Origin of the sequence: Aeromonas sp. R4-2 (assembly GCF_040908295.1) — a bacterium.
Taxonomy (GTDB): Bacteria; Pseudomonadota; Gammaproteobacteria; order Enterobacterales; family Aeromonadaceae; genus Aeromonas; species Aeromonas veronii.
On sequence record NZ_JBFODL010000019.1, the window covers coordinates 58811 to 81212 of the forward strand.

A 22402-nucleotide genomic window follows, 5' to 3' on the forward strand; every position below is an offset into this window, starting at 1 on the left:
TGACAGTATTGTTACTGCTCGCTGAACGCTTCGTCGATGTCGACCACCAGATCGTCGGAGAGGGATTCCAGCGCGGTGATAAGCGTATCCATCGCGAGCCCGTCGGGCAGGGCAACCAGCGCATGGGCATAGAAGAGCGGGGCGCCGGAGTGGGGAGCCGGTTCACAGCCAGTGGTGAGATCGGCCACGTTGATCTCGAGCTGGCGCAGGATGCTGGCTACTTCATGGACGATGCCGGGTCGGTCGTTGCCGGTCACTGTCATCATGACTTGATGGGCTGGCTCGGCGGTAGGTGTCCCTTCGGCAAAGCTGATGGTCAGACCCGGTAGTAGGGCCAGTGCTTCGCACAGGCTGCGATAGTGCTCATCGGGGACAGAGACATGGAGGATACCGGCAAACTGTCCCGCCAGTTCGCTCATGGCGCTGCCCAGCCAGTTGCCCTGCTCGCGGCTGATGACTGCAGCCAGACTCTCGACGATCCCGGGTTTGTCTGCACCGATCACGGTGACCACCAATTGCTTTTGCATCCTGCTCTCCTTGAAATGGGATTTCTTGCTCTATCCCTATTGTGCCTGCTGGGACTGGTCATATGAACCCCCGCCTGCTGACAAATAGATAAAAAGACGGGACTTTTCACTTTCTATACACGGGTCTGCTGCCTTGCTCCGTGGCGGCTGTGGTAAAGTAATTCCCCCTTTCGTGTCGTGAACTGGATCGTGCTCTCATGAATACCCTTGTCCTATCGGGATTGTTGTTGCTGGCGCTGCTTGTGCTGGCGATCTTCTGGAGCAGAGGCAGACAGCAAAAGCGCCTGCCCTATGATGTGCAGGAGACCCTTTTCAGTCCCGCCGAGCGATCCTTCCTCGGGGTGCTGGATCTTGCGGTGGGTGACAAGGCCCGGGTCTTTGCCAAGGTGCGGGTGGCCGATGTGCTGACGCCGCAGGCCGGGATCGGCAAAAGCAAATGGCAGCAGTACTTCAACAAGATCAGCGCCAAGCATTTCGACTATCTGCTTTGCCACCCCGCGGATCTCTCCTTTATCTGCGCCATCGAACTCGATGACAGCTCCCATCGTCACCAGAAGCGCAAGGCGCGGGATCTCTTTCTGAAAACCGCCTGCGACAGCGCCGGTCTGCCGTTGCTGCAGATCCCGGCAAGTGCCAGCTATCTGGTGGAAGAGCTGCGCGAACAGATCCTGCCGCTGCTGGTCAAAACCAGTGAACCATTGATCGACGATTTGCCGCACGGGGCGCGCCGCGAGCCGACGTTCAACCCTCTGCTGCTGGACGGCGTGGATGTTGGTGCCGGGATGCGTGGCCGTACTGCCCATGCCGAGGCGATCTCGCCTGCGTCGCTCCATGAGCCCGCCATTCAGGCCAAGGGGATGGTGGAGGCGCCACAGAGTGAGGGGGAGCTGGTCGATAGCCTGTTCGCCGATGTGGAGGATGATGAAGAGCACGAGGTACACCACTGCCCTCGTTGTGATGCGCCGCTGGTGGAGCGGGAGGCGAAAAAAGGCCCCCACGCCGGTCGGCTCTTTCTGGCTTGCAGCCGTTTTCCCGAGTGTCGTTACGCGGCGCCGCACCACCATAATCGCCACTGAATGCGCTTCACCGTGTCCCATGCTGCCCTCTGACGAGGGCAGTTTTCTTTCCGCTTTTGGCTGCGTTTGTTAACGGCGCTAATGCAGAAAATTCCTCGGCAAAATTTATCTAATCTCTCGTTTCTGTCGATACACTTAGCCTGAATACGACAATTTTTGACAATGTGTCGGAATTTTGGCACTTTGTGTGCCAGCAAAAAGACAGTCGGTAGCTGTTTTATCATTAAATAAAACAATAAGTTAGTTCAGGACATCGCGAGGAATGGATATGGTGGAGATGGGCGTGTTGATTGTTGATGCCGATGCGCAGCGGCGCCAACAGTTGGGAACCGTGCTCTCGTTTATGGGGATCCCGTGGCAGGAGGTGGCACAAAGCGATCTGGATGTGGCCATCGAATCCTCCGGCCCGTTGCAAGGTGTGCTGGTGGGTGAGCTGACCGACCGTCCCTTGTCAGAGTTGCTGGCCGCCTTCCCCCGTACCCCCTTCCTCTCGCTGGTTGAGGCCGATCTGCCCAACAGCAACTTTATCGGGGTGGCGCTCTCGCCTTTTACCTATGAATCCCTCACCCGTCATCTGCACTTCTGTCAGGCGTTCGTCTCCTTGCATCCCCGTCAGCAGACCCATGACAAGGGGCAGGCCCTGCTGCGCTTGCTGGTGGGTAAAGGGAAGGGGATCCAGGAGGTACGCCGCCTCATCAGCCAGGTGGCCGAGACCGATGCCAACGTGCTGATCCTCGGCGAGTCCGGCACAGGTAAAGAGGTGGTGGCTCGCGCTATCCACGAACTCTCTTCCCGAAGTCAAGGTCCCTTCGTGCCCATCAACTGCGGCGCCATTCCGGCCGAATTGCTGGAGAGCGAACTGTTTGGCCACGAGAAGGGGGCGTTTACCGGCGCCATCGCGGCCCGTCGCGGTCGCTTCGAGCTGGCTCAGGGTGGCACCCTGTTTCTCGACGAGATCGGCGATATGCCGATGCCGATGCAGGTCAAACTGCTGCGGGTGTTGCAGGAGCGGTTGTTCGACCGGGTCGGTGGCGGCAAGCCCATTCAGGCCGATGTGCGCATCATAGCGGCGACCCACCGGGATCTGGAGGCGATGATCCGCACTCAGGGTTTCCGCGAAGATCTCTACTACCGCCTCAACGTCTTCCCCATTGAGACGCCGCCGCTGCGGGATCGCATCGATGACATCCCGCTGCTGCTGCAGGAGCTGCTCAACCGCCATGCCGAGCAGCACCACGGCTTTATCCGGTTGACCCAGCGGGCGCTGGAGTCACTGATGCAGTACCCCTGGCCCGGCAACGTGCGCGAGCTCTCCAACCTGCTGGAGCGGCTGTTGATCCTCTACCCGCACCAGATCGTCGATGTGGCCGATCTGCCGAGCCGTTATCGCCTGCTGCCGAGCGAGCCGCGGGATGAGCGGTTGACCGAGATGGATGAGCGCGATGCGCTGGCGGCGGTGTTTCAGGATCCGCCCGAGCTGGATCACTCCCTCGCCTCGGCCCGCACCATGCAGTTGCCGGAGGAGGGGGTCAACCTCAAAGAGATGCTGGCCGACCTTGAAGTGGAGCTGATCCGTCAGGCGCTGGAGTCTCAGGACGGGGTGGTGGCCCGCGCTGCCGATCTGCTCGGCATGCGCCGTACCACTCTGGTGGAGAAGATGAAAAAGTACGGGATGAGCAAGGACGTCTGAGGGTCAAAGCCTTGACGCTAACGCGCAATTCATTGTTTTAATTCATATAATTTAGTGGCATGGAAATTGAATAACCTGACCCAATAGCCAGTTTGAGGTCAGGTTTATGACAATCCAGCAGCAGGACATGCCACTCCAGTCCCACGAAGTGAGTCAGCTCTATGCCATCTTCAAGGCGCTCCCCACCGGGGTGTTGCTGCTTGACGGGGCTGGGGTGGTCACCCGCGCGAATCCGGCGGCCATCTCCCTGCTGGGGGAGCCGTTGGAAGGGGAGCTCTGGCGCCACATCATTGCGCGCTGCTTCGAGCCGCGCGAGGATGATGGCCACGAGATCTCCCTGCGTGACGGGCGCCGGGTCCAGCTCTCGACCCAACCGCTGCCGGATCAGCCCGGCCAGCTGGTCTTTATCAATGACCTGACCGAAACCCGTAAACTGCAAGACCGCATCAACCACATGAAGCGACTGTCGGCGCTCGGCAATATGGCGGCCTCGCTCGCCCACCAGATCCGCACACCGCTCTCCGCTGCCATGCTCTATGCCGCCAATCTGGCCAACCGCACCCTCAAGCCGGAATCTCGCACTCAGTTTCAGCAAAAGCTGATGGCCCGTTTGCAGGATCTGGAGAAGCAGATCAACGACATCCTGCTGTTCGCCCGCAATGGCGACAATCAGGTGGTCACCCCCATCTCGGTACAAGGGCTGCTGGCCGAAGTGCAGGCCGGAGCCGAGGCCTTCTGCCAGCAGCAGGGCTGCGAGCTGCACATGGAGGCGCCGGAGCCCGATCTCTGTCTGCTGGCCAACAGCAGTGCGCTGGCGGGGGCCATCAACAATCTGATTGCCAATGCCCAACAGGCAGGGGCTACCTCGCTGCTGGTCAGCGCGGTGCGCAGTGGTACCCGGGTGGAGATGCGGGTCATCGATAATGGCAAGGGGATCCCTTCCCATCAGCTCGGTCAGGTATTCGAACCCTTCTTTACCACTCGCTCCCAGGGCACTGGTCTCGGGCTGGCGGTGGTGCAATCTGTAGTGCGTGCCCATCAGGGGGAGGTCGGTGTGGCCTCGGTTCCCGGTGAAGGCACCTGCTTTACTCTGTCGTTCCCCCTGCACCAGCAACCGGTGCAGCTTGGAGGTGTAGCATGACACAGGCCAGGATCCTGGTAGTTGAAGATGACAATGGCCTGCGCGAAGCGCTGGTGGATACCCTTTTGCTCGGCGGTTATGAGTGCCGTGAAGCGGACAGCGGCGAACGGGCTCTGCTGACCCTCTCCCGTCAGCCGTTTGACATGGTGATCTCCGATATCCAGATGGGGGGGATGGACGGCCTCACCCTGCTGGCTACCATCCGCCAGCAATATCCGCAGATACCTGTGCTGCTGATGACCGCCTACGCCAATATCGATGGCGCGGTGCGCGCCATGCGCGAAGGGGCCATCGACTATCTGGCCAAGCCCTTTTCGCCGGAGGTGCTGCTCAATCAGGTCAGCCGCTATGTGCCGGCTCAGAAGGTGGAAAAACGTGCCGTGGTTTACGGGGACCCCAAAACTGCCGAGTTGTTCCAGCTGGCGACCCGGGTGGCCAGAAGCGAAGCGACCGTGATGGTGACCGGCCCGAGCGGGACGGGTAAAGAGGTGCTGGCCCGTTACATTCATGACAACTCCAGCCGCGCTGAGCAGCCCTTCGTCGCCATCAACTGCGCCGCCATTCCGGAAAACATGCTGGAGGCTACCCTGTTTGGCTACGAGAAGGGCGCCTTCACCGGTGCGGTGCAGGGGTGCCCGGGCAAGTTCGAGCAGGCGCAGGGGGGCACCCTGCTGCTTGACGAGATCACCGAGATGGATCAGGGGCTGCAAGCCAAATTGCTGCGGGTACTGCAGGAGAAAGAGGTGGAGCGGCTCGGCAGTCGCAAGATGATCCCGTTGGATGTACGGGTCATCGCCACCAGCAACCGGGATTTGAAAAAAGCGGTGCAGGATGGCCTGTTTCGCGAAGATCTCTACTATCGTCTCAACGTTTTTCCGCTGCGCTGGTCTGCCCTGTGCGAGCGGCCCGGTGATATTCTGCCGCTAGCGGAGCACCTGCTGGCACTTCATGCCAGTCAGCAGGGGCTGCCGACACCACAGTTGACGGATGCCTCGCGGGAACGGCTGCTGGCTCACCCCTGGCCCGGCAACGTGCGGGAGCTGGACAACGTGGTTCAGCGCGCCCTGATCCTCAGCCCCGACGGGGTCATTGATTGTGACCACCTCATTCTGGAGGAGCTGGATGAGCAGGAGATGGAGTTTGTCAGCGTGGAGCGCAGCTATGGCGGCGATCGCCTCGGCAGCGAGCTCAAGCAGCAGGAGCACCAGATCATCCTCGACACCCTGCAAGATTGTAACGGCAGCCGCAAGGCGGTGGCCGATCGGCTCGGCATCAGCCCGCGCACCCTGCGCTACAAGCTGGCCCAGATGCGGGAGGCGGGGATCGACCTGCCAGCCTGAGGCCGGGAGGGAAACCGCACTGTGTGGGGGCTGTCATGGTCTTGACGGCCCGGCTCGATTATCATGGGGCCCTTGGCGCTTTGAGCCTGGGCCCTGTTTTTATTGGTAAAGCAGGGGACCGAGCCTTAATAAGGGACCCCTATGATCTCTCATCGAAAACTCGAAACCGTACTGAACCATCTGCTCGAACCGCACGCCATCAAGGATTACTGCCCCAACGGCTTGCAAGTGGAGGGGCGCGAGCGCATTCGCAAGGTGGTGACCGGTGTCACCGCCAGTCAGGCGCTTATCGACGCGTCGGTGGCTGCCGAAGCCGATGCCATTCTGGTCCATCACGGCTACTTCTGGAGCGGTGAACCGGCCCAGATCACCGGCATGAAGCAGCGTCGGCTCAAGACCCTGCTGACCCACGATATCAACCTGTTTGCCTACCATTTGCCGCTGGATGTCCATCCCGAGGTGGGTAACAACGCCCAGCTAGCCAAGCTGCTCGACATCAAGGTACGCCGCGGTCTGGAGCCATGGAACAGCAAGAGCGTCGCCATGGTGGGCAAGCTGGAAGAGCCGATGAGCGGCGCCGACTTTGCCAAATTGATTGCCGCGCGCCTTGGCCGTGAACCACTCTATTGTGGCGATACAGGCCCCGAGCTTATCCGTTCCGTGGCCTGGTGCACCGGTGGCGGTCAGAGCTACATCAATCTGGCGGCGGAGCAGGGCATCGATGCCTTTATCTCCGGTGAAGCCTCAGAGCAGACCATTCACACCGCCCGCGAGATGGGGATGCACTTCTACGCCGCTGGCCATCACGCCACCGAGCGTTACGGCGTCAAGGCGCTGGGGGAGTGGCTGGCGACTGTGCATGGGCTGGATGTGACCTTTATCGATATCGACAATCCGGTCTAAACCTGTCCACGATCTGGCTACGAAACCGTGATCAAGGCTCATGTGCTGCTCTTCACCTTGTTGACGGTTTCTCGCTGCAGGTCGTGAACAGGTTTAAGCCTGTGCCTGTGGTGGGAAAATTCAGGAAATAAAAAGGAGGCCATCGGCCTCCTTTTTCACATTTCGACAAGACGTCTGCTTACTCGCAGGCGTAACCAGCGGGGCCCAGCAGGGCGCCATCCAGTTGCACGGCGCCATCTACCATCTGCAGCCTGCCTTCGCAGAACCAGCGTACCACCAGCGGGTAGATGCTGTGTTCCTGCGCCTGTACTCGTGCCGCTACCTCGTCCGCCGTGTCCCCTTCAAAGATGGGCACGCGGGCCTGCAGGATCACCGGGCCCCCGTCCAACTCTTCGGTGACGAAGTGGACGCTGGCGCCGTGTTCACTGTCACCGGCATCTATGGCGCGCTGGTGAGTGTGCAAGCCCTGATACTTGGGCAGCAGGGAGGGGTGGATATTGATCATTCGCCCGGCGAAATGGCGCACCAGATCGCCACTCAATATCCGCATAAACCCTGCCAGCACCACCAGGTCAGGCTGATAGTCTACCATCAGCGCCAGCAGGGCGGCGTCATACTCCTCCCGGTTGGCAAACTGCTGCTGGGCCAGAATGGAGGTCGCCACCCCCGCATCTTTGGCGCGAACCAGACCATAGGCATCGGCCTTGTTGCTGATAACGCCGACCACCTCACCGGCGATCTTGCCGCTGGCGCAGTGGTCGAGGATCGCCTGCAGGTTGCTGCCGCTGCCTGAGATTAGCACCAGGATGCGTTTCATAGGGGAGGTCATTTGGCTGTTGATCCGGCCAGTCATTGAATGACGACCTGCTCCTCACCGTCTGCTGCCTTGGCGATATGACCGATGTGCCATGCGTTCTCGCCTTCCGCCTTGAGCAGGGTCAGCGCCTTCTCCAGCTGGTTGGCGGGCAGGGCGATGATCATGCCGACACCGCAGTTGAAGGTGCGATACATCTCGTGACGGGTGACGTTGCCAGCCTGCTGCAGCCAGCTGAACACCGCCGGCCACTGCCAGCTCTGCTCGTCGATCACTGCTTGAGTATTGGCAGGCAATACGCGGGGGATGTTCTCCCAGAAGCCACCGCCGGTGATGTGGGAGAGGGCGTGGATCTCGCACTCCTTGATGAGCTTGAGCACAGGTTTCACATAGATGCGGGTCGGCTCCAGCAGGGCGTTGGCCAGGGTGGTGTCCCCCAGCGGCTGATGCACGTCTGCTTTGGAGACTTCCAGAATTTTACGGATCAGGGAGAAGCCGTTGGAGTGAGGGCCGCTGGCGGCCAGGGCGATCAGGGCATCCCCTTCACCGACCTTGCTGCCGTCGATGATTTCGCTCTTCTCCACCACACCGACGCAGAAACCGGCGATGTCGTAGTCTTCCCCTTCATACATACCCGGCATCTCGGCAGTCTCGCCGCCCACCAGGGCACAGCCTGACTGCTCGCAACCGGCACCGATCCCGGTGACCACCGCGGCCGCGGTGTCCACGTCCAGCTTGCCGGTTGCATAGTAGTCGAGGAAGAACAGCGGCTCGGCGCCCTGTACGATCAGGTCATTGACGCACATGGCCACCAGATCGATGCCCACGGTGTCGTGCTTCTTCAGGTCGATGGCCAGCCGCAGCTTGGTGCCCACACCATCGGTACCGGAGACCAGTACCGGCTCCTTGTAGCCCGCAGGGATTTGACACAAGGCCCCAAAGCCGCCAAGACCACCAAGGACTTCAGGACGACGAGTGCGCTTTGACACGCCCTTGATACGTTCAACCAGTGCATTGCCGGCATCGATATCTACGCCAGCATCCTTGTAGCTCAGTGAGGTTTTGTCAGTCACGAGTATTCCCCGTCATGTAAAGAAGTGGAGGGTAAAATTCGGGGCGTATTCTAACAGTGGCGGTGAAAAACCAGAAAGGAAATCGTTTGCGCGTTTTTGCGCGGAAATGCTCTACAAGCGGTAGCTTTTGTTGTATGATTCCGCGATTTTTTTGCGGCAGGTTAGAGGAGATAATAATGAAAGTCGTTGAAGTCAAACACCCCCTGGTCAAACACAAGATCGGTCTGATGCGTGAAGGCGATATCAGCACCAAGCGTTTCCGTGAACTGGCCAAAGAAGTGGGCAGTTTGTTGACCTATGAAGCGACCTCTGACTTCGAAACCGAGAAGGTTATCATCGATGGCTGGAATGGGCCAGTAGAAGTTGACCAGATCAAAGGCAAGAAGGTAACCGTCGTACCCATCCTGCGTGCCGGTCTTGGCATGATGGATGGCGTGCTGGAGCACATGCCGAGCGCCCGCGTCAGCGTGGTCGGTATCTACCGCGATGAAGAGACCCTGCAACCGGTTCCCTATTTCGAGAAGATCGTCAGCAACATCGAAGAGCGTCTGGCGCTGGTCATCGATCCGATGCTGGCCACCGGTGGTTCCATGATCGCCACCATCGATCTGCTGAAGAAGAAAGGCTGCCAATCCATCAAGGTGCTGGTACTGGTTGCCGCGCCGGAAGGGATCAAGGCGCTGGAAGCCGCTCACCCTGACGTAGAGCTCTACTGCGCTTCTGTCGACCAGGGGCTGAACGAGAAAGGCTACATCGTGCCGGGTCTGGGCGATGCAGGCGACAAGATCTTCGGTACCAAATAAGTTATGCCTTGACCTGCTTCCCATGTGGAAGGGGTGATCGGAGCCGGCGCATCGCCGGCTCTGCTGTTTGTGGCCGCTTGTGCCAGCCTTGCCGCAGGATGCGCCTTGCCGCTACCATAAGCACACTCTCCCATTTCGAGACTCTGTTCATGTTCAAACGTGTTGTGACCGCCCTCTGCTGCGGCTTGTCATTCATGGCCTCGGCCGCTCAGGTGACCGACCTCTATCAGGGCAAGGCCCCGACCAGTGGTGACATGGTGGCCGCTCAGGGGCAGGCACTGGGTCAGGTGCTGATCAAGGTGACCGGCAAGCGTGACATCCTCACCCAGCCGGTGGTGGTCAAGGCGCTGGCGGCCCCGGGCGACTATGTCAAAAGCTATGGTTATCAGGATCAGGACTCCGTCAAGTATCTGAAAGCCGAGTTCAAGAGTGACAAGGTCAACAGCCTGGTCTCCGAGAGCCAGTTTGCCCTGCTTGGCCCGGCGCGTCCCCAGATGGCGATCTGGCTGGTGGTGGATCAGGGGGAGCGTCGCCTGCTGGCGGATCAATCCAGCGATGGTTGGGCGCAAGCCTTGCGCGAGCAGGCCCAGACGCTGGGGCTACCCATCAGCATTCCGCTGATGGATCTCGATGACAACATGGCGGTCAGTGCCACCGACGTCTGGGGACGCTTTGCCGACCCGATTTTGCAGGCAAGCCAGCGCTATGGCGCCGAGATGGTGGTGCTGGGCAAGCTGACACCGGAAGGTGACAAGTGGAGCATCGATTGGGGACTCTACGGCCCCAAAGCGGCCGGTGAAGTGGCAGAGCTGACCCGTGGCAATAGCACCGGCACTCAGGCCGAAGTGGCGCAAGGGTTTGCCGATACCCTGGCGGCCTGGCTGGTGAAAAACTACGGTGCCCGTATTTCTGGTCCGGCAACCAGCCAGACCCTGGTGGTAGATGGCCTCTCCGAAGTGGACAGCATGATCGCCGTGCAGAAGATGCTGCAGGGGATGGCCAACGTCAGCAAGGTGGCGATCGGCAAGCTGGAGGGGGACCAGGTCACCTTCAACTTTACTCTGCAAGGGGATCAGGCCGAACTGGTGCGGGCACTGCAGCTCGAGAGTCGTTTGCGCAAGGTTGACGATAATGGCAGCGGTTTGCGTTACCAATGGTCGCAGCCCTGATTTTATAAGGCTTTTGTAGACCGCCCGGCTTGTCCGGGCGGTTCTCTATCTGCCTTTGCGATGATACACTTAGCCACAAATGTCACAGTCAAAGCCCAACGAGTGAAGCAACCGGCCCAACTGTCTTTAGCCGTACAACTACCGGATGATGAAACCTTCGTCAGTTTTTATCCCGGCAACAATGCTCATCTGATCACCGCCCTCAAGAACGCGGCCATTGGTCAGGGATCGCCTTTCCTCTATTTCTGGGGAGCCAAGGGATCCGGACGCTCTCATCTGCTCCACGCCACCTGTGCCGAGGTCAACGCCCGCGATGCGGCGGCGGCCTATCTCTCCCTCGATCAATTTGAACAGCTCGATCCCAGCATGCTCGATGCCCTCGAAAGCTTGCCGCTGGTCTGTCTCGACAGCCTTGAGGCGATCGCCGGCAATGCCGTGTGGGAGCGGGCGCTGTTCGATTTCTACAACCGCTGGCAGGAGAAGGGCGAGGGGACGCTGGTGGTCACCGGCTGCAGCGCACCGCGCAAACTGGGGCTGCAACTGCCGGATCTCGCCTCGCGCCTTGATTGGGGGGTGAGTTTCCATCTCGAAGAACTGGATGACGAAGGCAAGCTCAGTGCCCTGCAGCTGCGTGCCGAGCTGCGGGGCTTCAAATTGCCCATCGATGTGGGCCGCTTCCTGCTCAACCGACTCTCCCGCGATATGCGAACCCTGCTCACCACTCTCAATCAGCTCGACAACGCCTCATTTCGCGCCAAGCGCAAGCTGACCATCCCCTTTGTCAAAGAGATCCTCGAGCTCTGAGCCTCTCGACTGTGTGCGGTTGTGCGCCTGACTTTCGTTTGAATTACAGATAAAAAGAAACCCCGGCTTCAGGCCGGGGTTTTGCTATTTCAAGGCAGCTCTCTTATTAGTGGAACTGATCTTCTTCGGTGGAGCCGGTCAGCGCGGTGACCGAGGATTGGCCACCCTGAATGACAGTGGTCACCTTGTCGAAGTAACCGGTACCGACCTCCTGCTGGTGTGCCACGAAGGTGTAGCCACGGCTGGCGGCGGCAAATTCCGGCTCCTGCACCATCTCGACGTAGTGCTTCATCCCTTCGCCACGGGCGTACTGGTAGGCCAGTTCGTACATGTGGAACCACATGTTGTGGATACCCGCGAGGGTGATGAACTGGTACTTGTAGCCCATGTCGGAGAGCGCCTGCTGGAAGCGGGCGATGGTGGCATCGTCCAGATTCTTCTTCCAGTTGAAGCTCGGGGAGCAGTTGTAGGCCAGGATGCGGTCCGGGAACTTGGCCTTGATTGCTTCGGCAAATTTACGCGCTTCGTCCAGATCCGGCTTGGCGGTTTCACACCACACCATGTCGGCGTAGGGGGCGTAAGCCAGACCGCGAGCGATGGCCTGATCGATACCGGCACGCACCTTGTAGAACCCTTCGGCAGTGCGCTCGCCAGTCAGGAAGTCTGCATCGTACGGGTCGGCGTCGGTGGTCAACAGGTCAGCGGCGTTGGCGTCGGTACGGGCGATCACCAGCGTGGTGGTGCCGCACACATCGGCTGCCAGACGGGCGGCAACCAGTTTCTGTACCGCTTCCTGAGTCGGTACCAGCACCTTGCCACCCATATGACCGCACTTCTTGACCGAAGCGAGCTGATCTTCGAAGTGCACGCCAGCGGCGCCCGCTTCAATCATCCCCTTCATCAGTTCGAAGGCGTTAAGCACACCGCCGAAACCGGCTTCCGCATCCGCCACGATGGGCAGGAAGTAGTCGATAAAGCCCTCATCCTGCGGTCCAACCTTGTTGGCCCACTGGATCTGGTCGGCACGGGCGAAGGAGTTGTTGATGCGCTCCACCACGGACGGTACAGAGTTGGCCGGGTAGAGGGACTGATCCGGATACATGGTGGAGGACAAGTTGTTGTCCGCCGCCACCTGCCAGCCGGAGAGGTAGATCGCCTCGATCCCCGCCTTGGCCTGCTGCACCGCCTGACCGCCGGTCAGGGCGCCGAGGCAGTTGACGTAGCCTTTCTTGGCGTCGCCGTGGATCAGGCCCCACAGCTTGTCGGCACCGCGCTGAGCCAGGGTGTGCACCGGCTGCAAGCTGCCGCGCAGGTTCACCACATCTTCGGCGCTGTAGCCGCGCTTGATCCCTTTCCAGCGGGGGTTTTCCGCCCAGTCTTTCTCGATAGCCTGGATCTGTTGCTCACGGGTCAGTGCCATATCAGTTCCCTCTTTCATTGATTTCACGTTTCCATTGACTTGTTATTGGCGAGCCCCGCCCGGGGCCCGTGATTCAGAGCCGCTCGTAACCGGGCAGCGTCAGAAAATCGATCAGGGTATCGGCGCAGGTGATCTCTTCCATCAGTTCGCTTGCCTCGGCAAAGCGTCCTGCCTGCCAGCGCGCGGCGCCCACCTCGGCTTTGACCACCTCCAGCTCCTCGGCCAGCATCTGGCGGAACAGCTCCTTGGTCACCACCTTGCCGTTCGACAGGCTCTTGCCGTGGCGGATCCACTGCCAGATGGAGGTGCGGGAGATCTCGGCGGTGGCGGCATCTTCCATCAGACCGTAGATGGGCACGCAGCCGTTGCCGTTGATCCAGGCCTCCAGATATTGCAGGGCAACCCGGATATTTGTACGCATGCCAGCTTCGGTGCGCTCGCCCTCACAGGGTGCCAGCAGGTCGGCGGCAGTGATGGGGGCATCCTGCTCGCGCAGCACGCCGATCTGGTTCTTGGCGCCAGCCTTAATGGTGGCGTTGAACACCGCCATGGCGGTATCAGCGAGGCCAGGGTGGGCGACCCAGGTACCGTCGTGGCCGTTGTTGGCTTCGCGCTCCTTGTCGGCCTTGACCTTGGCGAAGACCTGCTCGTTGGCGGCAGCGTCCTTGGCCGGAATAAAGGCGGCCATGCCACCCATCGCCAGCGCACCCCGCTTGTGACAGGTCTTGATCAGCAGCCGCGAGTAGGCGGAGAGGAACGGCTTGTCCATGGTCACCACCTGACGATCAGGCAGTACCCGATCCGGATGGTTCTTCAAGGTTTTGATATAGCTGAAGATGTAGTCCCAGCGGCCGCAGTTCAGCGCAACGATGTGATCCTTCATCTGATAGAGCAGCTCATCCATCTCGAATACGGCTGGCAGGGTTTCAATCAGCACGGTGGCCTTGATGGTGCCACGGGGCAGGCCGAACTTGTCCTCGGTCCAAGCGAACACTTCGCTCCACCAACGCCCTTCCAGATGGCTCTGCAGCTTGGGTACATAGAAGTAGGGGCCGGAGCCTTTGGCCAGCAGCGCCTGATAGTTGTGCAGGAAGTAGAGGGCAAAATCGAACAGGCCGCCTGGGATGGGCTCGCCATCGAAGGTGACATGTTTTTCCGGCAGGTGCAGACCGCGCACCCGGCAGATGAGGACGGCCGGATCGGTGCTCAGGGTATAAGCCTTTCCTTCCGGACTGGTGTAAGAGATGGTGCCGTTGACCGCATCGCGCAGGTTGATTTGACCCTCGATCACCTTGTTCCAAGCGGGGGCCAGTGAGTCCTCGAAGTCCGCCATAAACACCTTGACGTTGGCGTTGAGGGCGTTGATCACCATCTTGCGCTCGACCGGGCCGGTGATCTCCACACGGCGGTCTTGCAGGTCGGCGGGAATGCCGCGAATAGTCCAGTCACCTTCACGGATGTGGGCGGTTTCCGGCAGGAAGTCCGGCAGCTCGCCACCATCGATACGGGCCTGGCGTGCCACACGTTGTTTCAGCAATTCCCCTCTTTGGGGAGCAAAACGTTCCACCAGTTCGGAGACCAGAGCCACCGCGTCCGGCGTCAGAATTTGCGCGTATTCGGGTTGCATCTCGCCCTGGATGCGAAGGCGGGCGCTGCAGTGGGTCTGAGCCGGTGCCGACATAAGGTTCACTCCTTTGAGAATTACATTTTGAACTTACTAACTACGACTAAAGTCGAATCCCTGTTCCTGAAACGTTCCCGCAACAACGGGGTAACACGATTGATAAGGTGCGAAATATTGTTGAGTACGTCAACAGTTTTTTTTAAACACCTGTTTTTTGGATATGGTTAAGTTGATGTTTTTTATTGCTTTATTTGGTTGGTGTAAAAGCTCTACGCAGATGGTTATGCTCCTGCTTTTTCCCATCGGACAACGGCTAATTTGGGCCGTTACCCTGCACCTCATTTTGTAACTTATTACGTAATAAAATTACAAATGCAAAAACAAATCCCGACCTAACTCCAGGCTTTGCCAAAACAGCTGTATAAATTGCGTTTGAATGTGGCAATGAATGTTTTGCTATTGCTAGACCTAGTTGGTGAACGTGCGTTTTAAACTTGGCGTGGTGATGCAGGCTCTGTTGGCACCAGCGGTTGCAGCAATGGAAAGTGAAGCGCAATAACGTAGGTTTGTATCAGTTGTCGGGGGGAATGCCGGAGAGGGAAGGGGGAGACGTATCAGTCAATAATACTGCCATCCTTGATAGAATTAGCAGTTTGTCGTTTTTTGCAGATTTCTCGCCAAGGGCCTGAAACTGAGTGTGTTGAACAGGCGATGTGCTGGTGATGAGCGGCCATCTGGCCGTGCTCAATAGTCATCATCCGGTTCGGCAAGATCGATCACATCCAGCTGGATGACCTGTTCATTTTCGCTTTCGGTGTGGCAAGGAGTGTCGTGAGGAACGGAATAAAGCGTAATGGCGGGTGCGAAATCGGTGTTCTGGTTCATGCCTGGTCCTGTGTTGCACGCAAGCCGGACAGTGATCCCTTCACTCGTGTTTCCACCTCCCTGTGTTGTCTACCGGCGGAAAGTTGCGCATCTTAATGAGTTCGGCAAAAAGATTCAAGTGATTCTGAGTGTTTTTTGTTCTTGGTAGGCTGGCGTTGTCAGGAGGATAAATCGGAGGCAAAAAAATAGCCCAGTCGTTTGACTGGGCTATTCTCGGGGAAAATGGTCGGTGTGAGAGGATTCGAACCTCCGACCCTCTACACCCCATGCAGATGCGCTACCTGGCTGCGCTACACACCGACGGAGTCAGACTCGGCTGACGGGGAGGAAGTCTAATAGCATGGCCAAACGGGTGCAACTCCTTTTTTATCATAGAGATGCCGATTGCTTCTTTATTGCTCAGTCGGGATGCGGCTTGGGTCTGACGTGCAGATTTGGCATAATCGCCGCCCTGTCACTGCAAGCTATCATGCCTGCTATCTATGGATTCATCTGACAGGTATGGATAGCTGGAATGTAAACAGCACAATTGAACAATATAAAGAGGGGATGGGCGTGAAACCATCAGAGGTCCCAGAGAGACCGAGTCAAACCGAGCAGGACGAACAGTGGATGCGCCATGCCATGGCATTGGCTGCCCGGGCCGAAGGGATTGGCGAGATCCCGGTCGGTGCCGTACTGGTGCTGGATGGTCAGGTGGTGGGAGAGGGGTGGAACCGCTCCATCAGCGAACACGATGCCTGTGCCCATGCCGAGGTGATGGCAATCCGGGCGGCGGGAAAGCAGCTGGCGAACTACCGCCTGCTCGACACCACTCTTTATGTGACGCTGGAGCCCTGCTGTATGTGTGCCGGTGCGCTGATCCATAGCCGGGTCAAGCGGGTGGTTTACGGCGCCCGAGATCTCAAGACCGGTGCCGCGGGGTCGGTGTTCGAGATCTTGCAGGACCCGCGCCACAATCACAGCGTCGAGCTGACCGGCGGCGTGCTGGCCGATGCCTGCTCGGCTCAGTTGTCGGCCTTCTTCAAGCGCCGCCGCGCCGAGAAAAAGGCGGCCAAACTGGCTCTGCAACAATCAAGCGATACCCTTTCCTGAATCATTCGGGGGCAGCGCAGGCTGCCCTTGCTGATTATCAGCATAAATATCCCTTTATAAACAATATATTACGCTCGCCCGCCTTCGAAGGGATCCCCGCCCATTTTTCCGCTAACAACCTCTGTTAAAGCGTTCTCGATGTAACAAAACTGTCATGCAACCGCCATATAATGCCGCGAAGCCTAGCTTACATTGAGGTCTTGCATGTCATCGGAATCGTTAAACCTGGTCATGGCGGGCAGTAGAAAACGCCGGATCAAGGATAAATTGGCCAAATATGGCGTCACCACAGGCGGAGCCCTGGTACTGGTGGCGCTGCTGCTTATCTTCTTTTATCTGCTCTATGTGGTGAAACCCATCTTCAATGGCGCCTCCATGGAGCCGACCGCCTCGTTTACCCTGCCTGCCGCAGGGAAGACCGCCTGGCTCGGCGTGGAAGAGCAGAACGAGATCGGCTATCGCTTCAGCGATAAAGGGCAGGTCAACTTCTTTGCGGTGCAGGGAGATGACAAGATCAAGGTCGGCCAGTCACTGGGTCAGGCCCAGGTTGCTGGTGACATCACCACGGTAGCGACCCCGGCACCGGGCCAGCGGCTGATCGCTTACGGCTTTGCCGATGGCAAGGCGCAGGTCGTCCAGCCAGCGTTCAAGGTCTCCTATCCCAACGATGTGCGGGTGATTGAACCCAGCCTGCAATATCCCTTCGGCGAAGAGCCTGTGGTGATCGACCCGCAAGGGAAGGCACTGCAACTGATGGTGTTCGAAGCCACCAAGGACAAGATGGCGACCGCCGCCGTGACCGAAGATGGTCGTGGTGTGATGACGGTGATGAGCGGTGAGGAGAACTTCATCTCCGGGGAGATTGAGTGGAGCAGTGAAAACTATACGATTCCCTCCCTGCCGCGCCATGTGGATCAGATGTTGCTGACCCCCAATCTGCGGATCCTGTTCGTGCGCGAGGGCAATCGCCTCTCCGTCTATGACATTCATAACCTGAGCGAAATCTCCCTGCGCAACGTGTTGGAGATCAATGCCCCCAACGCCAATGTGACCCGGGTTCAGCTGCTCTCCGGCGCCTCTTCACTGCTGGTGGGTAATGACAACGGCGTCATCTCCCAGTGGTTCGAAGTGGCAAAGGATGGCAAACGCCAGTTCACCCAAATTCGTGACTTCAAGGGCGATGGCGCGGTAGATCTGCTGACTCCCGAGCACTTTCGCAAAGGCTTCATCAGTGCCGACAAGGACGGCATCATCAGCTTCTTCCACGCCACCGGCGAGACCAAGCTGCTGACCGAGACGGTGGAAGGGGGCGAACTCTCTGCCCTGGCCATCTCCCCCCGTCACAACCTGTTGCTGATGCAGCAAGGGAATACCTTCAAGCTCTTCTCGGTGGAGAACGAGCACCCCGAAGTGACCTGGTCTGCCCTCTGGCAACAGGTGTGGTATGAAGGGTATCCGGAGCCCCAGTATGTGTGGCAATCCACCTCCGCCAGCAACGACTTTGAAGCCAAGCTGAGTTTGGTGCCGCTGGTATTCGGTACGCTGAAAGCCTCTTTCTACGCCATGGTGTTTGCTGTGCCGCTCGGCGTGGCTGGTGCCATCTATACCGCCTACTTCATGTCGGCGGGGCTGCGCAAATACGTCAAGCCGACGGTCGAGATCATGGCGGCGCTGCCGACCGTTATCCTGGGCTTCCTGGCGGGTCTGTGGCTGGCGCCGATCATCGAGGGGGCGCTGCCCGGGGTGATCCTGCTGCTGATATTGCTGCCGATGGGGATGTTGCTGACTGCATTGCTCTGGAACTATCTGCCGGAGCGCGGCAAGTCCTTGCTGCCGGAGGGGTGGCACGCCATCCTGCTGATCCCGGTGCTGCTGCTGATTGGCTGGGGGGCCTTCGCCCTGAGCCCGCTCATCGAGAATGCCTTTATGCACGGCGATTCGCGCATCTGGCTGACCCACGAAATGGGTATCAAGTTTGACCAGCGCAACTCGCTGGTGGTCGGTATCGCCATGGGCTTTGCGGTCATCCCCACCATCTTCTCCATTGCTGAAGATGCGGTTTTCTCGGTGCCCAAGCATCTGACCCAGGGCTCGCTGGCACTGGGGGCCACCCCGTGGCAGACCCTGAGCCGGGTGGTGATCCTCACTGCCAGCCCGGGCATCTTCTCTGCGGTGATGATGGGTCTTGGCCGCGCCGTGGGCGAGACCATGATCGTGCTGATGGCCACTGGCAACACCCCCATCATGGACTTCTCCATGTTCCAGGGGCTGCGCACCCTCGCCGCCAACATCGCGGTGGAGATGCCGGAATCGGAAGTGGGCAGCTCCCACTATCGGGTACTGTTCCTCGCGGCCTTCGTCCTGTTTGTGTTCACCTTTTTGTTCAACACCCTGGCCGAGTTTGTCCGTCAGCGGTTGCGTGAAAAATACAGCTCGATGTAAGGGGCGACTCTGTAATGGACAAGGAATCGACAATGGGTAAGTGGTTTAAATCAGGGGCCCCCTGGATCTGGATGACCGGCGGTGCCGTCAGCCTGAGTCTGGTGGCGGTACTGGGTCTGCTGCTGCTGATCGGCTGGCGTGGTCTGGTCTACTTCTGGCCGCACCCCATCTATGAGTGGCAGCTGGAAGACGCGAGTGGCAACAAGAGCGTACTGATCGGCGAAATCAACGATCGCGAGCAGGTTCCGGTGGAGCGACTGCGCGCCGCAGGTCTGGCGCTGGAAGGGGAAGAGCGCGAGCTGCTGACCCGCTATCTGGTCAAGACCGGCAACCGCGAGTTTGTTGACCTCGATTTTCGCTGGGTGCTGGAGACGGACATCAAGTCCCAGAGCCAGCCGGCTGAGCTGGCCATGGTTGAGCGTGCCACCAACGGCAACTTCTATGGCTATATCGTCGGGGTGAAAGAGGATGGCCGCGAGCTCACCTCTGCTCTGCATCCTGCCCTGCAGCGGGTGCTGGCGCGAGCCAATGCCCTTTCAGAACAGGCCAACGATCTGCAAAAAGGGGACATCGGCAGCATCAACTATCAACTGGAGCGGCTGCGCCTGAAAGAGCGCAAGGCCGAGCTGGATGACAAGCTGACCGAGCAGCTCAAAGCCGAACTGGCCAGCGAGCGTCAGGCCCTCAACGATCGCTATCAGGTGCTGGAAAAAGAGCTCTTCTCCTTGCGTAGCCAAGCGGACCGCGACGCCATCACCGTCAAGGATATGCGTGGCGAGCTGGTGACCATGCCGATGTCCAAGGTACTGGACGTGGTATGGCCCAACGACATGAGCCTGCTGGCCAAGGTGGGTCACTGGTTCCACCAGATCGGCAAGTTCGTCTCTGACGATCCCCGTGAAGCCAACACCGAGGGCGGGGTGTTCCCGGCCATCTTCGGCACCGTGTTCATGGTGTTCCTGATGGCGATCATCGTGACTCCGCTGGGGGTGGTGGCGGCAGTCTACCTGCACGAATACGCGGGCAAGAACAGTCTGACCAAGATCATCCGCATTGCGGTGATCAACCTGGCGGGCGTGCCTTCCATCGTCTACGGCGTGTTTGGTCTGGGCTTCTTCGTTTACACCCTGGGGGGCAGCATCGACCGCCTCTTCTACCCGGAAGCGCTGCCGAGCCCGACCTTTGGTTCACCTGGTGTGATCTGGTCGGCGCTGACCCTGGCTATCCTGACCCTGCCGGTGGTGATTGTCTCCACCGAAGAGGGGCTGGCGCGGATCCCGAGCACCATCCGTCAGGGCTCGTTGGCACTGGGCGCGACTCAGGCCGAAACCCTCTGGCGCATCGTGCTGCCGATGGCGAGTCCGGCCATCATGACCGGCCTTATTCTGGCGATTGCCCGTGCAGCCGGTGAAGTGGCGCCGCTGATGCTGGTGGGGGTGGTAAAACTGGCACCGACCCTGCCGATGGATGGCAACTTCCCGTATCTGCATGTGGAGCGCAAGTTCATGCACCTGGGCTTCCACATCTATGACGTCGGCTTCCAGAGCCCCAACGTCGAGGCGGCCCGCCCGCTGGTCTACGCCACCTCCTTCCTGCTGGTGACGGTGATCGTGGGTCTGAACCTGACCGCTATCGGTATTCGTAACCACTTGCGCGAGAAATTCCGGTCGCTGGAGCATTAATCCGGCGCCGCTTGAGTGATACAAGAGTGAGATAACAGAGGGGCGGCCGAGCGCGAGCCGCCATCTCTCTGCACCAATACGTGAGGGGCGCCGGCAGCTGTCCGGCCACTCCAGATAGATTTTGAGGTAACAGATGATCAACGTAACGACCACGTCTACCCAGCACACCGCGCTGGACCTGCTCAACCTGACCCCGGAGCAGACCGCGCTGGAGGTGAAGGATCTCAACCTGTACTACGGCAGCAAGCAGGCGTTGTTCAACGTCAACATGAAGATCCCCAAAGGGCAGGTGACCGCCTTTATCGGCCCGTCAGGCTGTGGTAAATCGACCCTGCTGCGCTGCATCAACCGGATGAACGATCTGGTGGAGATCTGCCGCATCGAGGGAGAAATCCAACTGCACGGCCATAACATCTATGACAAGAGCGTTGATGTTTCCGCCCTGCGCCGTCAGGTGGGCATGGTGTTCCAGCGCCCGAACCCGTTTCCCAAGTCCATCTACGAGAACGTGGTTTATGGTCTGCGCCTGCAGGGGATCAACGATCGTCGCACTCTGGATGAAGCGGCCGAGCGCTCCCTGCGTGGTGCGGCCCTGTGGGACGAGGTGAAGGATCGTCTGCATGACAACGCCTTTGGTCTTTCCGGTGGTCAGCAGCAGCGTCTGGTGATTGCCCGTGCCATCGCCATCGAGCCGGAAGTGTTGCTGCTCGATGAACCGACCTCGGCGCTCGACCCCATCTCCACCCTCACCATCGAGGAGCTGATCAACGAGCTCAAGAGCCAGTTCACCGTGGTGATCGTGACCCACAACATGCAACAGGCTGCGCGCGTGTCGGATCAGACCGCCTTCATGTATATGGGCGAGCTTATCGAGTACTCGGATACCAACACCATTTTCACCACCCCGGCCAAGAAAAAGACCGAAGATTACATTACCGGTCGTTACGGCTAAGGAGAGGAGAGGATGAATCTCAGCAAACAGATTGGCAGTCGGTTCAACGGCTAAGGCATAATCGGAGCAATCAAGGATTATTTGTATGGACAATATGAACCTCAATAAACACATCTCCGGTCAGTTCAATGCCGAGCTAGAGAACGTGCGCAACCAGGTGCTGGTGATGGGTGGTCTGGTAGAGCAGCAGCTCACCGACGCCATTGCGGCGATCCACGATCAGGATCTCGATGCGGCCCGCAAGATCGTGGCCAACGACCACAAGGTCAACGCCATGGAAGTGGCGATCGACGAGGAGTGCACCCGCATCATCGCCAAGCGTCAGCCGACAGCCTCCGACCTGCGACTGGTGATGGCCATCATCAAGACCATCACCGATCTGGAGCGTATTGGCGACGTGGCGGACAAGATTGCCCGCATGCTGACCGACAACGCCAACAAGCCGCAGCCGCCGCTGGTGTCGCTGGAGAACATGGGCCGTCGCACTATCAAGATGCTGCACGATGTGCTCGACGCCTTCGCCCGCATGGATCTGGATGCGGCGCTGGCTGTCTACAAGGAAGATGACAAGGTAGACCGGGAGTACGAGTCCATCATCCGCGAGCTGATGACCTATATGATGGAAGATCCCCGCACCATCCCCCAGGTGCTCAACGTCCTGTGGGCGGCGCGTGCCATCGAGCGGGTCGGCGATCGCTGCCAGCACATCTGCGAGTACATCGTCTACTACGTGAAAGGCAAGGATGTGCGCCATACCAAGGCGGACGATCTGGGCACCTTGCTGGGCAAGGGCTAACCGGAAGTGAATAAAAAGGCGCGTGAAGCGCCTTTTTTGTTGCATAACTGGTCGGAGTAAGATAAAGCCCCCAACTGGCTGTTTTCTGATAGAATACTCCCCCTGTGTGAGTCCCGGATGGGCTCACGGTCCGGTCTCCCGGGCCCAGTTTGCCGTCTTGTGCTAA

Annotated in this window: 19 protein-coding genes and 1 tRNA gene; 13 read left to right on the forward strand and 7 right to left on the reverse strand. The window is 59.1% G+C overall.

Going from position 1 to position 22402, the window contains the following annotated elements; translation table 11 throughout:
* Window positions 1–11: 11 nt before the first annotated feature.
* Window positions 12–527, reverse strand: coding sequence for a glycine cleavage system protein R (locus tag AB5Y99_RS16680; RefSeq protein WP_047437655.1), 516 nt, complete (start codon window positions 525–527; stop codon window positions 12–14).
* A 197-nt stretch (window positions 528–724) separates the two neighbouring features.
* Here AB5Y99_RS16680 and AB5Y99_RS16685 point away from each other — a divergent pair, with 197 nt between their 5' ends.
* From AB5Y99_RS16685 to AB5Y99_RS16705, 5 genes are all read left to right on the forward strand, one after another.
* The gene (locus AB5Y99_RS16685) at window positions 725–1603 is read left to right on the forward strand and encodes a DUF2726 domain-containing protein (RefSeq protein ID WP_139730537.1); all 879 of its coding nucleotides are present in this window, start codon (window positions 725–727) and stop codon (window positions 1601–1603) included.
* 268 nt (window positions 1604–1871) lie between these two features.
* A complete protein-coding gene (locus tag AB5Y99_RS16690) occupies window positions 1872–3293 on the forward strand; it encodes a sigma-54 dependent transcriptional regulator (protein WP_167558042.1) in 1422 nt (473 codons plus the stop codon).
* A gap of 106 nt (window positions 3294–3399) precedes the next feature.
* On the forward strand, window positions 3400–4434 hold the full coding sequence (locus AB5Y99_RS16695) for a PAS domain-containing sensor histidine kinase (RefSeq protein WP_139400613.1): 1035 nt from the start codon (window positions 3400–3402) through the stop codon (window positions 4432–4434).
* Window positions 4431–5774: a sigma-54 dependent transcriptional regulator gene (locus AB5Y99_RS16700; protein WP_019446699.1), complete on the forward strand. Its 1344-nt coding sequence runs from the start codon at window positions 4431–4433 to the stop codon at window positions 5772–5774. Before AB5Y99_RS16695 ends, AB5Y99_RS16700 begins: the two co-directional genes overlap by 4 nt.
* Window positions 5775–5915: 141 nt before the next feature.
* A complete protein-coding gene (locus AB5Y99_RS16705) occupies window positions 5916–6677 on the forward strand; it encodes a Nif3-like dinuclear metal center hexameric protein (protein ID WP_368210207.1) in 762 nt (253 codons plus the stop codon).
* Between the two features lie 178 nt (window positions 6678–6855).
* Here AB5Y99_RS16705 and purN read toward each other — a convergent pair whose 3' ends face one another.
* Window positions 6856–7494, reverse strand: a complete 639-nt coding sequence (purN, locus tag AB5Y99_RS16710) for a phosphoribosylglycinamide formyltransferase (RefSeq protein WP_368210209.1) — start codon at window positions 7492–7494, stop codon at window positions 6856–6858.
* Between the two features lie 32 nt (window positions 7495–7526).
* Window positions 7527–8564: a phosphoribosylformylglycinamidine cyclo-ligase gene (gene purM, locus AB5Y99_RS16715; protein WP_042052927.1), complete on the reverse strand. Its 1038-nt coding sequence runs from the start codon at window positions 8562–8564 to the stop codon at window positions 7527–7529.
* Between the two features lie 176 nt (window positions 8565–8740).
* On the opposite strand from purM, the gene upp reads away from it, so the two are divergent.
* The 3 genes from upp to hda all read left to right on the forward strand — a co-directional run bounded on the left by upp (window position 8741) and on the right by hda (window position 11340).
* Window positions 8741–9367, forward strand: coding sequence for a uracil phosphoribosyltransferase (upp, locus tag AB5Y99_RS16720; protein WP_005334115.1), 627 nt, complete (start codon window positions 8741–8743; stop codon window positions 9365–9367).
* Between the two features lie 149 nt (window positions 9368–9516).
* A complete protein-coding gene (locus tag AB5Y99_RS16725; protein ID WP_058056056.1) occupies window positions 9517–10536 on the forward strand; it encodes a DUF2066 domain-containing protein in 1020 nt (339 codons plus the stop codon).
* Between the two features lie 102 nt (window positions 10537–10638).
* Complete coding sequence (gene hda / locus AB5Y99_RS16730) at window positions 10639–11340, forward strand: DnaA inactivator Hda (protein WP_013723920.1); 702 nt, start codon at window positions 10639–10641, stop codon at window positions 11338–11340.
* Between the two features lie 106 nt (window positions 11341–11446).
* On the opposite strand, the gene aceA is transcribed toward hda, so the two are convergent.
* The 4 genes from aceA to AB5Y99_RS16750 form a co-directional block, all read right to left on the reverse strand.
* Window positions 11447–12760 carry an isocitrate lyase gene (gene aceA, locus AB5Y99_RS16735; RefSeq protein WP_088869417.1) on the reverse strand — a complete coding sequence of 438 codons (1314 nt, stop codon included), beginning with the start codon at window positions 12758–12760 and terminating at the stop codon, window positions 11447–11449.
* Between the two features lie 73 nt (window positions 12761–12833).
* A complete protein-coding gene (gene aceB, locus AB5Y99_RS16740; protein ID WP_164537138.1) occupies window positions 12834–14441 on the reverse strand; it encodes a malate synthase A in 1608 nt (535 codons plus the stop codon).
* A 687-nt stretch (window positions 14442–15128) separates the two neighbouring features.
* Window positions 15129–15269 (reverse strand): hypothetical protein, encoded by a 141-nt coding sequence (locus AB5Y99_RS16745; RefSeq protein ID WP_005334106.1) that lies wholly within the window; start codon window positions 15267–15269, stop codon window positions 15129–15131.
* Window positions 15270–15492: 223 nt separating this feature from the next.
* A tRNA-Pro gene (locus AB5Y99_RS16750) sits at window positions 15493–15569 on the reverse strand.
* Between the two features lie 255 nt (window positions 15570–15824).
* Between AB5Y99_RS16750 and tadA the strand changes: the two genes are divergently transcribed.
* From tadA to phoU, 5 genes are all read left to right on the forward strand, one after another.
* A complete protein-coding gene (gene tadA, locus AB5Y99_RS16755) occupies window positions 15825–16364 on the forward strand; it encodes a tRNA adenosine(34) deaminase TadA (protein WP_158111110.1) in 540 nt (179 codons plus the stop codon).
* A 204-nt stretch (window positions 16365–16568) separates the two neighbouring features.
* Window positions 16569–18806 carry an ABC transporter permease subunit gene (locus AB5Y99_RS16760; protein WP_201906323.1) on the forward strand — a complete coding sequence of 746 codons (2238 nt, stop codon included), beginning with the start codon at window positions 16569–16571 and terminating at the stop codon, window positions 18804–18806.
* 32 nt (window positions 18807–18838) lie between these two features.
* Window positions 18839–20488: a phosphate ABC transporter permease PstA gene (gene pstA, locus AB5Y99_RS16765; RefSeq protein WP_368210212.1), complete on the forward strand. Its 1650-nt coding sequence runs from the start codon at window positions 18839–18841 to the stop codon at window positions 20486–20488.
* Window positions 20489–20621: 133 nt separating this feature from the next.
* A complete protein-coding gene (pstB, locus tag AB5Y99_RS16770; RefSeq protein WP_005334102.1) occupies window positions 20622–21440 on the forward strand; it encodes a phosphate ABC transporter ATP-binding protein PstB in 819 nt (272 codons plus the stop codon).
* A gap of 85 nt (window positions 21441–21525) precedes the next feature.
* A complete protein-coding gene (phoU, locus tag AB5Y99_RS16775; RefSeq protein WP_139406435.1) occupies window positions 21526–22236 on the forward strand; it encodes a phosphate signaling complex protein PhoU in 711 nt (236 codons plus the stop codon).
* Window positions 22237–22402: the final 166 nt, after the last annotated feature.